The sequence below is a fragment of the Microcoleus sp. MON1_C5 genome, from assembly GCF_036701875.1.
Lineage (GTDB): Bacteria > Cyanobacteriota > Cyanobacteriia > Cyanobacteriales > Microcoleaceae > Microcoleus.
This window is the reverse complement of sequence record NZ_JAUBRN010000001.1, coordinates 85720-100317: the sequence shown is the minus strand read 5'-3', so window position 1 is coordinate 100317 and position 14598 is coordinate 85720. Positions and strand designations below refer to the sequence as shown.

Annotated in this window: 9 protein-coding genes; 7 read left to right on the top strand and 2 right to left on the bottom strand. The window is 47.6% G+C overall.

The genetic code is table 11. The features are described from left to right. Positions 1-117: 117 nt before the first annotated feature. Positions 118-1482: an ATP-binding protein gene (locus QUA71_RS00410; RefSeq protein WP_333280842.1), complete on the top strand. Its 1365-nt coding sequence runs from the start codon at positions 118-120 to the stop codon at positions 1480-1482. Positions 1483-1655: 173 nt separating this feature from the next. Next, positions 1656-2234 carry a hypothetical protein gene (locus tag QUA71_RS00405; protein WP_333280839.1) on the top strand — a complete coding sequence of 193 codons (579 nt, stop codon included), beginning with the start codon at positions 1656-1658 and terminating at the stop codon, positions 2232-2234. A gap of 311 nt (positions 2235-2545) precedes the next feature. On the opposite strand, the gene QUA71_RS00400 is transcribed toward QUA71_RS00405, so the two are convergent. Together QUA71_RS00400 and QUA71_RS00395 are read right to left on the bottom strand one after the other, a co-directional pair. Further along, positions 2546-3742 carry a GNAT family N-acetyltransferase gene (locus QUA71_RS00400; RefSeq protein WP_333280837.1) on the bottom strand — a complete coding sequence of 399 codons (1197 nt, stop codon included), beginning with the start codon at positions 3740-3742 and terminating at the stop codon, positions 2546-2548. 243 nt (positions 3743-3985) lie between these two features. Then, positions 3986-4843, bottom strand: coding sequence for a dihydrofolate reductase family protein (locus tag QUA71_RS00395; RefSeq protein WP_333280834.1), 858 nt, complete (start codon positions 4841-4843; stop codon positions 3986-3988). Between the two features lie 286 nt (positions 4844-5129). On the opposite strand from QUA71_RS00395, the gene QUA71_RS00390 reads away from it, so the two are divergent. The 5 genes from QUA71_RS00390 (at position 5130) to QUA71_RS00370 (ending at position 14206) form a co-directional block, all read left to right on the top strand. Further along, entirely contained in the window at positions 5130-5513 is a 384-nt protein-coding gene (locus QUA71_RS00390) for a photosystem I reaction center subunit IV (protein WP_333280831.1), read from the top strand. 2 nt (positions 5514-5515) lie between these two features. Continuing rightward, a complete protein-coding gene (locus tag QUA71_RS00385; protein WP_333280828.1) occupies positions 5516-6448 on the top strand; it encodes a DNA-formamidopyrimidine glycosylase in 933 nt (310 codons plus the stop codon). A gap of 371 nt (positions 6449-6819) precedes the next feature. Continuing rightward, positions 6820-7035 (top strand): NAD(P)H-quinone oxidoreductase subunit O, encoded by a 216-nt coding sequence (locus QUA71_RS00380; protein ID WP_006635201.1) that lies wholly within the window; start codon positions 6820-6822, stop codon positions 7033-7035. A gap of 123 nt (positions 7036-7158) precedes the next feature. Next, complete coding sequence (mdh, locus tag QUA71_RS00375; RefSeq protein WP_333280826.1) at positions 7159-8112, top strand: malate dehydrogenase; 954 nt, start codon at positions 7159-7161, stop codon at positions 8110-8112. A 1534-nt stretch (positions 8113-9646) separates the two neighbouring features. After that, positions 9647-14206: a PAS domain S-box protein gene (locus QUA71_RS00370; RefSeq protein ID WP_333280823.1), complete on the top strand. Its 4560-nt coding sequence runs from the start codon at positions 9647-9649 to the stop codon at positions 14204-14206. Positions 14207-14598: the final 392 nt, after the last annotated feature.

Below are 14598 nucleotides of genomic sequence, written 5' to 3'. Positions count from 1 at the left end.
CGAAGGGCACGAAGGAAGAGAAGAAGAGAAGAAGATAATAGAAGAAGGTTATAGTTATTAAATCGGTTAAATCTGTTGAATCAATTACACAATCCGTTGCCGAACTTCCTTCGCAATATGTTTCAAGCTACCCGCCGCCGCCTCGCTATTTGGTACACTGCCGTTACTGCTGTATTGTTACTGGTATTCGCCACAGGTTTCTATTTCTACGTCCGCAATACTTTGATCGATCGCATTGATGACACCCTCAATCATGTTGTCGAAGTAATAGAGCGAACTCTCGTTATCGAACCGCTAAGTTTCCCTACTATCAAAGATAAAAATAAGTGGCAAGTTAATATTCAAGCCAGTTTTCCAGATAGCACCGATGCAGTAGAAGACGACCACATTGATTTAGAATGGTTCAGTCCTACGGGCGAATTGCTGTGGTCTACATTATTGGAACCGTTGAATATTCCCATTCACGCTAACCGCACCGGCGAAACAGTTTGGATAATTAATAATAAGTTGCAGTCGGAGCAAAACTACTCCCTCAGACAAGTAACGCAGCGAGTACAAATCGGACGCCAAGTTCTAGGATATTTGCGAGTCAGCCATCCTTGGTTTGAAGTGACAAAACCCATCCGCCAATTAATTCTCGATTTGATTTTGGGCGCGAGTTTAACTCTAATTTGCGTTGCAGCTATTGGCTGGCTGCTGTCGGGATTGGCTATGAAACCTGTGCGGGAATCTTATCAGCGTCTCAAACAGTTTACCGCTGATGCTTCTCACGAACTCCGAAATCCGATCGCCACTATTCAAACTAACGTCCAAGTAGCTTTAGCGGAACCGGATATCGAACCGCAGCAGCATCAACAGCTACAAGTTATCGAACGCCTAACGCGCCGTTTGGGGCGCTTGGTTGATGATTTGCTGTTTTTAGCCAGACAAGATAGCGGTATCGTGCAGCAGCAGTGGATTGAGGTTCCTCTCGATGCTTTGCTGATGGAGGTAATTGAAGAACAACAGGCGATCGCCACTACCCAAAATCTCTCTCTTTCTTTGGAAATTGTCGATCTGCCCAACGCTGAGGACAACTTTACACTGTTGGGAGACTGGGATCAATTAGCCCGACTGTTTACCAATCTCGTCAGCAACGCCGTGCAGTACACCCCCTCTGGCGGTCAAATTCAAGTAGAATTGCAGCTTGCAGCTAAAAACAAAAGAAATTCGGCGATGTTAAATCCTGCGCTGCAAATAAAAGTAACAGACACCGGCATCGGAATTTCCGCAGAAGCCCTGCCGCATTTGTTTGATCGATTCTACCGCGCAGATCCCGCCCGCACCCACCGCAGCGCCGCCGGTTCCGGCTTAGGATTAGCCATCGCCAAAGCAATTGTCGAAAATCACCGCGGCCAAATCCGCATTGACAGCCAAGTCGATCGAGGTACCGCCGTTACCGTCACCCTCCCCGCCCACAAATCAGAAGCATCTCGCCCCTAAAACTTTCCCTCCTCCTCTGCGCCCTCTGCGCCCTCTGCGGTTAAAAAAAAATCTACCCCTCAAGCCTGGTTCTTCTTACCTCTGCCCCAAACCCAGCTATTAAAATTCAATTCACGCATAGATTAACATGAACTTTGTTGGAAAACCTCGATCGAACTTGTGAGGAGTTATTTATGTTTCGCCACAATCTACCGTTAAAAAAAATCAGCTTGCTAGCAGCCACCTGCGGAGGTTTACTCGTTAGTCTCGCAACACTTTCCCACGCCGGCGGCCCACCGCCCCAACAAGGAAAACCCGTTTCCCAACCCGCAGAGACTCCCTCAGAGACTCCCGCAGCCACTGAAGAACCCGTCAGCGAACCAACTCCGGCTGCAAGTCCGGGCCTCAGCGGGATGCCATCTACACCCACAGATGCGCCTCCCCGCTTTCCCCTGCCCAGTGCGCGAGTTACGCCTGCCGAAGGCGGGATAGTAATTAAACTGGTGAATACCACCAATGCTGTCATCAATTATCAAATCGTAGGCGTTACCCAGCCGCGCACTCTGGGCGAACAATCGGAAATTTTGCTTCAAACCCTCCCAGTGCCAATCACTCTCACTTACCAGCGCCCAGACGGCGGATTGGTGCTGGTTCGCCCCCAAGCAACCGCGATGCCGGGAATGTTGCAAGTCAGTTTCGGCGCGACAACTGAGGTGGCCGCTGATACAAAATCCCTGGAAATTCAGGAAGATGGGAGAGTATTTGTGAATTAGGTTAATTGGTTGACGGTGGACTGTTACCATTCGTGTCAACTTAAGACTAAAATCCCTAATAAATATCGTTTATAGTTGAGTTTCGCTCCCCCCTAACCCCCCTTATTAAGGGGGGGACAATAGTATTCTCACGTCCCCTCTAACTCCTATTAATAAAGGGGGAAGAGCATTCTAATTCCCCCTTCTTAAGGGGGATTTAGGGGGATAGAAACTTCGATACCAACGAGATATACACAGGGTTTTAGTATTATGTTGACACCGATGGGCTGTTAGTAATTCCCAATTTCCAATTCCAAATTCCCAGTCAACCGTCAATCGCCGAGTAACAACGGAGGTAACTTAGTAAAAGGTAAATCCTCGTTGATTGCATCAATTTCTTCCTGTTCTCTTTCGTTGATTTGACCGATATAAGACTTGAGAATTTGGGCCAGACGGTTGTTATAAAATCGGTGCAAACTATAATTTGGCGTAGCTGGAAAGCCGCGCCGTTTTTTGTGCCGCCCGCCGGCACCGGGATCGAAGCTTTGGATGCCCCGATCGATCGCCCATTCGATCGGCGTATAGTAACAAGCATCGAAGTGCAAGCAGTCTATTTCCTGCAAACTGCCCCAATAACGCCCGTACAGTCGATCGCCCTTATACAAACAAAAAGACATACCCACCGGCTGTCTCTCATCTTCCTTGTCGTAGGCGGCTACAAATAAAACTCGATCGCGATAATTGTGGTGCAACTGTTCAAAAAATCGCTTAGTCAGATACTTGCTTCCCCACCAACCAAATTTGTCGCAAGTATTCTCATAAAAAGCATACATTTGACCAAACATGGCTTGGGGAATTTCATCGCCCGTCAGCGTTTTTACCAACAACCCAGCTTGATCGACTGCTTTGCGTTCGCGTTTGATATTGCGGCGCTGGTTGGCATTAAATGCGCCTAAATAATTGTCAAAATTTTCATAGCCTTGATTTTGCCAAATATAGCTGTGGTGCAGCCAACTGCTGAAACCGTGGCGTTCCATTCTTTCGCGCCATTCGGGATCGACATAAAGGAAATTGCAACCGGAGATATTGTGGCGATCGCAAAAATGGTCGATCGCGCTTACCATTACTCCAGTTAACTCGTCTTCATCTTCTCCCTCGGCAATCAAAAACCGATAGCCTTCAGCCGGAGTAAACGGCGTCATTCCCATCAATTTGGGATAATAGTGAACACCCAAACGTTGGGCTAAATCCGCCCACTGATTATCGAATACAAATTCCCCGTAACTGTGACTTTTGACATAAAGTGGCGCGCAAGCAATCAACTGTTTGTCTCGCCAGACTGTTAAGTGATGCGGTAGCCAACCGGTTTTACCTGTTGCACTGCCCGAGATTTCGAGATTGTTCAGCCAATCCCATTCCAGAAAAGGAGTTTTTAGTGGCATCGCCAAGGCATCCCACGACGCTTGCGGGATTTCGCCTATTTTGCTAATCCAGGCTACAGAATATTCAGGTTTTGGCTGTTTCAGCATAGGGAGATTTGAGCGTAGAGCGATCGAACTTCATTTAAGTTAATACAATTATTCGATCGCTGGGAAAGCTGAATGGCAACTGGTGTCAACTGAACCTTGAAACCTCACAAATCTCGCTTTTGTCCGAAACCCGATCCCCCTAAATCCCCCTTAAGAAGGGGGACTTTGAGCGGAAGGGGACTTTGAGTGCCTCCGGTTCCCCCCTTGTTAAGGGGGGCTAGGGGGGATCGGAGGGCTTAATCGTCAAACCCTAGTCTCGGAGTACGTTTGAGCTTCAGTTCGATCGACCCGATAATGCAAAAATACCTCTTGTCCCACCTGTTTAACCGCCAAAAGCTGCAATTTCGGCGCTACATCCGCCAAAAAACCCTCTCCCTCAACAGCCGTCGGTGCATCCGCGCCGCCCAAAATTAACGGGCACACCGTCAGCCAAAGTTCGTCTACCAAGCCTGCAGCCAGCACAGAGGCTACCAGTTTTCCCCCGCCCAGAATCGCCAAGCGTTTGATACCGAAGCTTGCTAGCTGTTGAAACGCATCAATCCAATCAATTTCTCCACCTGCGGTTTTTGCATAGATAATTCGATCGAATTGAGATGTTGCACCATTCTCAATAAGCCTTTTATGAACAGGCAAGATGCCTGTTCCACAAGAAAATTCATCTTTTGTGGAACGGGCATCTTGCCCGTTCTTGAGAATGGTGCCAGATGTGCGATCGAACTTAGTGTCTTTTGTCGGGTACGGAGACGGCATTGCCGTTTCCCTACTGTCTTGCCCTGTCAGCAGCCAGCGAGGCACCGGTTGCTGGAAAAATCGCAAGTTTGGGTCAAATTGGGACGATCGCGAACACACAATTTGCATCGGTTGTGGGGGCTTCCCTTGCAGTTGCCTCTGTTTGACCAATTCCGGCGAAATCACTCTCATCGTCGTCCCATAAGCCTGTAACGTGCCGTTGCCGAACAAAACGGCGTCGCTTGCTGCTACTTGCTGTTCGAGGTGGGCTTTGTCGTTGGCAGAACCGAATCTCGCGGGCGATCGTACTGCATCTGCAATTTTACCGTCTGCGCTGATCGCGAGTATTACTGTGGCGTGAGGTTCAGTCATGACTTATCAGAATTTCGCAGAACATTTAAATGTAGCAATTCACAACTATTTGTAAAGTTTGTTTTCAACTCGATCGTACTGGTTTTATTTGACGGATAATGTGGGTTTATTTATTTTGCAACCGCAGCGACCGCCCTACCAAAGTATTTACTTTTCTTTACAAACTGCAGACAAAAAACGGCGCGGGAAGTAAAAAATCCGTTGCAGACTTTAAATGCGCCGCGCGATCGACTAGAGTAAAAAAAATGGCTTGATCCGTTTATTCATCGCAAAGGAAAAAAAGCTCATGGTTCAACGCGGTTCTACAGTCCGGATTCTCCGCAAAGAATCCTACTGGTATCAAGAAGTGGGCACCGTTGCTACGGTAGACCAAAGCGGCATTAAATACCCAGTTATCGTTCGCTTTAACAGCGTAAATTATGCAGGCGTCAACACCAACAACTACGCCCAAAGCGAATTAGTGGAAGTGGCACCACCCACAGCAAAATCGAAAACAGGGACTCCAGTAGCTTCCGGCGGCAAACAAACCACGCTCGACGAGAGAACTCGGCAAACCGGCCAGGGTACCCCCTCGCAGCAGCCGAAAACTTCTACGGACAGCAAACCGGGCTCCGAAACGCCGGGCACGGTCCAAGGTTCGCCTCAAGGTCAAGGAACAGAACAACGCTAATTGTGCCAGAACTGCCAGAAGTTGAAACTATTTGCCGGGGTTTGAATCAAGCGACCCTCGATCGAGAAATGTTGGGCGGGGACGTGTTGTTAAACAGCACGATCGCCCGCTCAATATCTGCGACCGATTTTTTGACAAAACTCAAAGGAAAGTCGATCGCCCGCTGGTACAGACGCGGCAAATACCTCCTGGCAGAACTATCTCAATTCCCAGAAGGAGAAAGAGAGAAAGGGAAAGGGGAAGAATTTAGGGCTCAAACTCCAAGCTCTTCCCCTCTTGCTTCTTCCTTCCTCCTTCCTTCAAAAGCCGGCTGGTTGGGCGTTCACCTGCGGATGACCGGGCAACTGCTGTGGGTGAACAGATCCGAACCCCTGCAAAAACACGCGCGAGTGCGGCTATTCTTTGAAGGAAACCAAGAATTGCGGTTTGTAGACCAGCGCACCTTCGGGCAAATGTGGTACGTGCCTGCAGAAACCGAGGTTTCGAGCACTGTCATAGGTCTGAAACTATTAGGCCCCGAACCGTTTTCCGAGGAGTTTACAACAGAATATTTGGCCCGCAAGCTGCACCGGCGGGCGCGACCAATTAAAACAGCTTTGCTAGACCAAGCACTGATAGCTGGTTTGGGCAATATTTACGCAGACGAAACTTTGTTTTTGTCGGGAGTGATGCCCACAACTCTGTGCGCGGATTTGACCGCAGAGCAAATTGGGCGCATCCATACAGCTATTATTCAAGTTTTACAGAAGGCGATCGAATCCGGCGGCACGACTTTTAGCAATTTTCTCAACGTCCAAGGTGTCAACGGCAACTACGGCGGCGTCGCTTGGGTGTACAATCGCGCCGGTCAACCCTGTCGCACTTGTTCCACAACCATCGAACGTATAAAATTAGCAGGGCGATCGACTCATTTTTGCCCCGCCTGCCAGCAATAAGCGGAAGGAAGTTCGGCAACGGATTCTGTAACGGATGTAACGGATGTAACGGATGTCAGGAAGAAGGAAGAAGGAAGTTCGGCAACTGATTCTGTAACGGATGTAACGGATGTCAGGAAGAAGGAAGAAGGAAGAAGGAAGAAGGCGGAAGAGGGAAGAAGGAAGGAGGAAGAACTGATATCTTGTACCCTTGTCAATAAGGTTTTCAGGGGCGGGCGGGGCCCCCAGCGCAAGAATATTGAACTATGGTGGAACAGGTGGGAAATCCTGTTAAGCGAGAATGGTGCCAGATGTCAGAAGAAAGAAGAAGTCCTTTCCAGCCCAATCTAGATTAAAATTTGTATAGTTTTTTAAACTAAACAAAGCAAGTTATGGCAATCAAGAAAGGCAGTATAGTTCGCGCTGTACGCGAAAAATTGGAAAACAGTCTAGAAGCCAAAGCCAGCGACCAGCGCTTTTCCTCGTATATATTTGAAACAAAGGGCGAAGTGATGGATGTTCGCGGCGACTATGCCTTCGTCAAATTTGGCAAAGTACCCACCCCCAATATTTGGCTGCGGGTAGACCAACTCGAAGATTTTAACTAACTCACCAAAACTAAACATCACTGTTCTTAATGTAGCGAAGGGTGCACACCGCGCACCTTTCCCCAATTAAGCTCATTGCTCAAATCTAAAATCTAAAATCTAAAATCTAAAATCTAAAATCCAATGAATTCTCCATCAAACCGCGTATCAATTATTGGTGCAGGCAAAGTCGGCAGTACGTTAGCCCAGCGAATTGCTGAGAAAAATCTGGCAGATGTAGTATTGCTAGATATTGTGGAGGGTTGGCCGCAGGGCGTTGCTTTGGATTTGATGGAAGCCAGGGGAGTAGAACGCCACGATCGCCAAATTGTCGGTACAAATGATTATAGAGATACCACCAACTCAAATATCATAGTAATTGCCGCCGGAGTGCCGCGCAAACCCGGTATCAATCGGGAAGATTTAATTAAAATCAATGCTCGAATTGTCACCGAAGCCACAAAACAGGCGATCGAGCATTCTCCCGAAGCAATCTTAATCACAGTCACAAATCCCCTAGATATCATGACTTATTTAGCTTGGGAAGCAGCGGATTTGCCCAAACACCGAGTCATGGGTATGGGGGGAGTTCTCGACTCCGCCCGCTTTGAAACTTTTATAGCAATGGAATTGGGCGTTTCAATTGCTGAAATCAATGCAACTGTCATCGGTTCTCACGGCGATTTGATGGTTCCTTTGCCCCGCTATTCCACCGTCAACGGTATTCCCATCAATCAACTTATGGATGCTGGCGCGATCGATCGACTCGTACAGCGGACTCGCCACGGCGGCGCAGAAATTGTAGAATTGATGAAGACTGGTAGTGCTTATTTTGCACCCGCATCTGCTGTCTGTTTGATGGTAGAATCTATTTTATTTAATCAGTCGCGACTCTTGCCTTGCTGCGTTTATTTGCACGGCGAATACGGCCTGCAAGATATCTTTTTAGGAGTGCCCTGCCGCTTGGGATATCAGGGAGTCGAACAAATAGTGGAACTTGAACTCAGCGATACTGAAAGAGCAGCCTTTATCGAGTCGGGCAAATTGGTTGCCCAAAATATTGAGGAAGCCAGGGCAATACTGAAAACGGCTTCTTAAGTTTTTAGCAGTTCGTCGATCAGAGCAGCCTGCTCGCCACTTCAATATAATAATTTATATCGAGTATGGCAGTGCGATCGCTCGGTCTGAAATAGGCTTACTGGCTCTCAATCCCGCTTTTATAAATATCATTGAAAATGCTTTTTATGCTGCATTTTAAAAGCAGAAAAATGGCCGCAAGGAACCGATCGCTAAACTGAAAGTTTTATTATATCAACTCCGGTAGCATCGGAATTAATATTACCTGCAGTCAGGAGACGGCTTGGCCTAAGTCCCTACAATTAATCGGGGTAGGGACGGCCAAGCCGTCTCCTCGGTATCATTCCGATACAACCGGAAACGATATTATCCAAAATTTGGTAAAAATGCCAAGACTGGCAAAAGCACTTGAACTTTTTCTCCGCGAAAACAACCTCGGAATTTCTCTAAAAAGCAAAGAAAAAATTTAGCCTTTCTTTACTACTAAACCGACAGCAGAAGCCATCAGTTTTGGATTGTCTCTGCATCGCGATATTATTGCCCGACAGCAGGGTGGCACTTTAAATATACAAAGCGCAATGCGAGTTTATACGCAATTTATCATTACTTTGCCCAAACTTTAATCCTCGCGATCCCCATTTCTGTGCATCAAGCTTGAAAGACCTTGACTTTAGTCAAAAATGTGATACCCTAAATCTTAGTATTATCTAAGAATTTCTACACTTCTCAAAAAATGCAAAAAGTGGGCAAAAACTGTTCGTAAAGCGAAGCTATCCCGAACCCGGGTGCGTTCGGTCAAGGGTAGGGAATCGCCCTTGAGTTCAGCCAATTTAACCATACTCTGCAACTACCTCAAGTGTTTAACTTAAAACTGATCTCTGCTGCGGTGGGTTTTAATAAGTTTAAAAAATCAAATCGATAGCATAAAACAATTAGAAGGCTAGGAAAATTCTCTAAAATATCGGATTGCCCGAAACTCTGTATTAAATTTAATTTAGGACAGATAAATCGAGAATTAGCGAAAACCATAGAAAAGGCGAGCGCCTAACTTTAAACAAATTTTCATACAGGCGCTCCCAACAGGATATTCGATCGCCCAACCAAGGAAACCATAGAGCGAGTTTGCCGTAATAATAAAAAGGTGACAATTGCAACCGAAGGCGAGCGAAAAAAATGTCAAGATTAGTCAGGATGCTCCCCACGCTCCTGGCATGAAAGGCTGTTTCTTGTTTCCACTTTCGGAACTTCCCTGACTTAATTACCTTAAGAAACCGGGTTTATGTTTAAGCTTTGTTGCCATTATTCTCAATAATTGCCAATTTATTAAGTAACAAGTTATGCCATTTTTTCAGTAAAAATACAGGAGCTAACATGGTCGATTGACCATTCAATCTAGAAAAAATACGGAAATGCAGCGTGAGTAGCTGCTAAGTGCTAGCAGAAGGAAGAGAATATATTCTTTGCCTTTTTGAGTTACCAGGCTCAACTTGCATATCGCTATGGAGATGCCATCAACCTCGATACCAAACCGCAAAATAACTAAAGAAAAAGCATTATGTTTCATGAATACCTGTATCACGAAGTCAACCACCTGCGCGAGAAACTAGCTCACCTAGAAAGACAAACGCAGTCTCAAACCTGGTTCAAAAAGCTGCAAGCGCTGATGGGAGTTATTAGCAAAATTCGTGAATCCCTAGACTTAGAAACAATATTCAAAATCACAGCCACCGAAGTTCGGCAACTCCTAAATGCCGATCGAGTCGCCGTCTACCGCTTTCTTCCCGAATCCGAATGGAATGAGGGCGAAGTAGTGTCCGAAGACGTACTGCCCCAATACAGCCCATCTTTGGGAGCAAGAGTCAGCGACTACTGCTTCGGCGAACAATTTGCCGCCAACTATGCCAAAGGATACGTTCAAGCAGTCACGGACATTTACAAAGCCCGGTTGAGCCCTTGTCACCTCAAAATCCTCAAGCGATTTCAAATCCGAGCCAACTTAGTCGTACCGCTGCTGCAAGGGCAACACCTGTGGGGATTGCTGTGCATTCACTCCTGCGGTCAACCCCGCCAGTGGCAAGAAGACGAAATCGAATTTGCCAGACAAGTAGGCGACCATTTAGCAGTTGCCATCCACCAAGTCGAACTGCACTTGCAAACCCAGAGGCAAATAGCAGAAATCGAAGCGGCACAGCAGAAACTCCGCGACAGCGAGGAAAAATATCACCAAATTCTCGATTCGATCGGCGATATGGTATTAGTCAAAGGCCCCAAATCCAAAATTGTTTGGGCAAATCAAGCGTTCCGCGACTATTACGGCATGACTGAAGAGGAACTTCAAGACATAGTAGACGCACCTTTCGCCGATACCGACAATACTCTCCAGTACATCAAAGATGACGCCTTCGTATTTGAAACCGGACAGACTCTGCAAATTTCCGAAGAACCGGTGACGCGCTACGACGGAGAAGTGCTGCTGTTCAGCACAGTCAAAACACCGATTCGCAACGCAGACGGCCAAATTGTCATGACTGTCGGCGTCTCCCGCGACATGACGGAACGCAAAAAAACAGAAGAAGCCGTCAAAGCCAGTGAAAGCAAATACCGCAGCCTGGTAGAAACCTCCCAAGACATGATTTGGTCGGTCGATGCTTTAGGACGCTATACCTTCGTCAACCCAGCAGTTAAGTACATTTACGGTTACGAACCAGAAGAAATGATCGGTAGGTCGTTCTCCGACTTTGCGACACCAGAACAAAGCCAGAAAGATTTAGAAGTTTTCGCCCGCCTGTTTGCCGGAGAATCAGTTTTCCAGTACGAAAGCACCCACATCGCCAAAGACGGCAGCATGAAACATTTGATGTTTAACGCGATCGCCCTCTACGACGAAACCGGAAACTTCCTCGGCACCACCGGTACAGCTACCGACATTACCGATCGCAAGCGAGCAGAAGCAGCCTTACAACACGCCAACGCAGAACTAGAGCGCAGAGTAGAAGCACGCACGGCAGAACTGCGCCAGACTTTTGCCGCCCTCACCGCCAGCGAAGCCAAGTTTCGGACGATCGCGGCCACCATGCCCGGAGCCCTGTTCCAGTTTTGCAACCGTGACGGAGTTTGGCGCATTGACTACATGAGCGATCGCATCGAATATATCAGCGGCGTTACAGCAGCAGAAATGATGCGAGACATGAATACATTCATTTCCCGCGTCCACCCTGAAGACTTGGAAAGCTACATCGCCTCTGTCTGCGAAGCCGTAGAAAACCTCTCCCTGTGGCACTATGAAGGGCGGTTAGTCAAGCCCGACGGTGAGATTCGCTGGTGGCAGGGCGACTCCATGCCCACCCGCAGCGAGAACGGCGAAATAATATTTTGTGGCGTATTGTTCGACATCACCGATCGCAAAGTTGCCGAAACCGCCATCCGCAACAGCCAGCGGCAGCTACAAGAAGCCCAGAGACTCGCCCACGTCGGCAATTGGGAACTCGACGCAACAATGGGAACCGTCACTTGGTCAGAGGAACTCTTCCGCATCTTCGGACTCGAACCGGCCGAAAGCGCGCCCAACCTAGCCGAACAGGTCGCTCTGATCCATCCAGAAGATTTGGAATTGTGGCAAACTCAAGTGCAGCGGGGACTCACAGCAGGCATCCCCTTTGATTTGGACCTCCGCCTTTGCCGTCCCGACGGCACGCTGCGGCATCTCAACGCCGTAGGCCGCGCTGAAACCGATGCCAGTGGCAAAGTGCTAAAATTGTTCGGCACGGCGCTCGACATTACCGATCGCAAAGCCGCCGAAGCAGCCCTGCGACAAGCAGCCGCCGAGCTGGAAGACAGAGTGAGCGAGCGCACGGCCGAACTTTCCCAAGCAGTCACGCAATTAGAACAAGAAATTGGCGATCGCAAACAGGCAGAAGCAGCGCTGCAAGTTTCCGAGCAAAACCTGCGAACCATATTTAACAATGTCTACGATGCTATTTTCATTCACGATTTAGAAGGCAACATTCTCGATGTCAATAATCGAATGTTAGAAATGTACGGAGTGAGCCAAGAACAAGCAACAAAATTATTAACTAAAAATGACTATTCAAGTGGCGACAATCCCATTGAACAAATGGGAGAACTTTGGGAAAGAGTATTAGCCGGCGAAACAGGTCGCGTGGAATGGAAAGCGAGGCGTCCAAACGACGGTTCAACTTTTGATGCAGAAGTTGCCCTGTCCAGAATTCATCTCAACGGGAATCTCAGCATCATTGCCAACGTCCGAGATATTAGCGATCGCAAACAGGCAGAAGCAGAACTGCAACAGGCTCAACAGTTTATGGAATCAGTGCTCAACACCATACCCGTAGGAGTATTTGGCAAAGAAGCAGAAGAGTTGCGATTTGTACTGTGGAACCCGGCAGCCGAAGAGTTGCTCGGTTTCAGTGCAGCAGAAGTTATGGGCAAAAATGATTGCGACTTTTTCCCCAGAGAACAAGCCGAATTTTTCAGCGCAAAAGACCGGGAAGCGCTCGCCAGCGGGCAAATTGTAGACATTCCCGAAGAACTGATTCAAACAAGAGAAGGCGATACTCGCATATTTCATACCAAGAAAACCGCAATACTCGATGCTGATGGCAAACCGCAATATCTATTAGCTGTCACCCAAGACATTACCGATCGCAAGCGGGGAGAAATTGCCTTGAGGCGATCGGAAGCCCGACTCAGACAGCAGGCCGATCGAGAAAAATTGCTCAACAACCTCACTACTCAAATCCGCAATTCCCTCGATTTCGACAGCATTATTGCTGTCGCCGTCCAAGAAATTCGCGCTTTCATGCAGATCGATCGTTGCAACTTTAGCTGGTATCGCTGCGACGGGGATGAACCTTTCTGGGAAATTATTAAAGAATCTCGCATCCCCCAACTTCCCGATTTAATAGGTTGCTATAAAGCTTCTGACTTCGGCGCTGTAGGAGAACCAATCTTGCGTCTAGAAACGCTGCAAATCGATGATGTCGAAGCAATCGCAGACCCTGTTTGGAGAAAGTCTCTTCGTTCTATGGGCTACCAATCTATATTGGCAATTCCGATGCAGGCACTTTCGGGAGTCCTGAGTGTTGTTACCTGCTCCCACTCCGCTTGTGTGCGGGATTGGAGCGACAGCGAAGTAGAATTGTTGCAAGCGATTACAGTTCAATTGGCGATCGCTCTCAACCAAGCCGATCTTTACGCCCAAACTCGCAATAAAGCTCTCGAATTAGAACAAACCTTGCAGCAATTAACCAGCACTCAATCGCAGTTAATTCAAAATGAAAAAATGTCGAGTCTCGGTCAACTTGTGGCAGGAGTCGCGCACGAAATTAACAACCCAGTTAACTTTATTTACGGCAATCTCACCCACGCTAACGACTATACTCAAGACTTGCTACACCTGATCGAACTTTACCAAAATCACTATCCCGATCCAGTCCCGGAAATTCAAGACGAAGTAGAGACTATTGAACTCGACTTTCTGATGGAAGACCTGCCAAAGTTGCTTTCTTCAATGAAAGTCGGTGCAGACAGAATTCAACAAATTGTTGCTTCTCTCCGCACATTTTCCCGCATGGACGAAGCGGAAATGAAAGCAGTCAACATCCACGACGGCATAGATAGCACCCTGATGATTTTGCAGCACCGGCTCAAAGCTAAACACAATCATCCAGAAATTGAGGTGATTAAAGAATACGGTCAACTGCCCTTAGTAGAATGTTATGCCGGACAGTTAAATCAAGTATTTATGAACATCTTGAGCAATGCTTTGGATGCTTTGGAAGAACGGGATCTGCGCCGTTCTGCTGAGGAAATGCGGGAACAGCCGAGCCACATCCGCATCCGCACTGAAATATCGCCAGCGGGCAAGGTAATCATTCGGATTGCTGACAACGGGCCGGGAATACCGGAGGCGGTCGGCACTCGCCTTTTTGACCCGTTTTTTACCACTAAACCTGTGGGTAAAGGTACTGGGATGGGGTTGTCAATTAGCTATCAAATTGTTACAGACAGACACAATGGGTCGCTGAAATGCAGTTCTTCACCGGGAAAGGGTACAGAATTGACGATCGAGATTCCCCTCAAAGCTAATTGTTAATGGGGAATTGGTAAGTTGTAATTGGCAATTGGCGATTGCGAAAGCGTTACTGTGCGTCCGTTGGGTAATTTTCAACCCGATCAAATCCGGTAGCATCGTCAGCCGTAAAATCCAGTCAATAGTCAACAATCAGCGACTGTGCAACCGGGATTGATAGAATTCATCTGCGTTAATGTGTGTTTATCTGCCGTCATCTGCGGTGTGAAAAAGATAATTTCTCGGGCCGCATATGACAAGGGATTAACGCGGATTCACGCAGATGCCGAGAATAGATATATGAATATAGCAATCCTTGCAGGAGTCGTAAATTTTTGACCCCACCCCAACCCTCCCCTTATCAAGGGGAGGGAGTAAGAAATTCACAAATGATTTAGGATGGCTATAATTCCGAT

Bases quoted from the DNA above. Each gene is read 5' to 3' on its own strand.
- QUA71_RS00370 (WP_333280823.1), top strand. From the start codon at position 9,647: ATGTTTCATGAATACCTGTATCACGAAGTCAACCACCTGCGCGAGAAA.
- QUA71_RS00380 (WP_006635201.1), top strand. From the start codon at position 6,820: ATGGCAATCAAGAAAGGCAGTATAGTTCGCGCTGTACGCGAAAAATTG.
- QUA71_RS00410 (WP_333280842.1), top strand. From the start codon at position 118: ATGTTTCAAGCTACCCGCCGCCGCCTCGCTATTTGGTACACTGCCGTT.
- mdh (WP_333280826.1), top strand. From the start codon at position 7,159: ATGAATTCTCCATCAAACCGCGTATCAATTATTGGTGCAGGCAAAGTC.
- QUA71_RS00400 (WP_333280837.1), bottom strand. From the start codon at position 3,742: ATGCTGAAACAGCCAAAACCTGAATATTCTGTAGCCTGGATTAGCAAA.
- QUA71_RS00405 (WP_333280839.1), top strand. From the start codon at position 1,656: ATGTTTCGCCACAATCTACCGTTAAAAAAAATCAGCTTGCTAGCAGCC.
- QUA71_RS00395 (WP_333280834.1), bottom strand. From the start codon at position 4,843: ATGACTGAACCTCACGCCACAGTAATACTCGCGATCAGCGCAGACGGT.
- QUA71_RS00390 (WP_333280831.1), top strand. From the start codon at position 5,130: ATGGTTCAACGCGGTTCTACAGTCCGGATTCTCCGCAAAGAATCCTAC.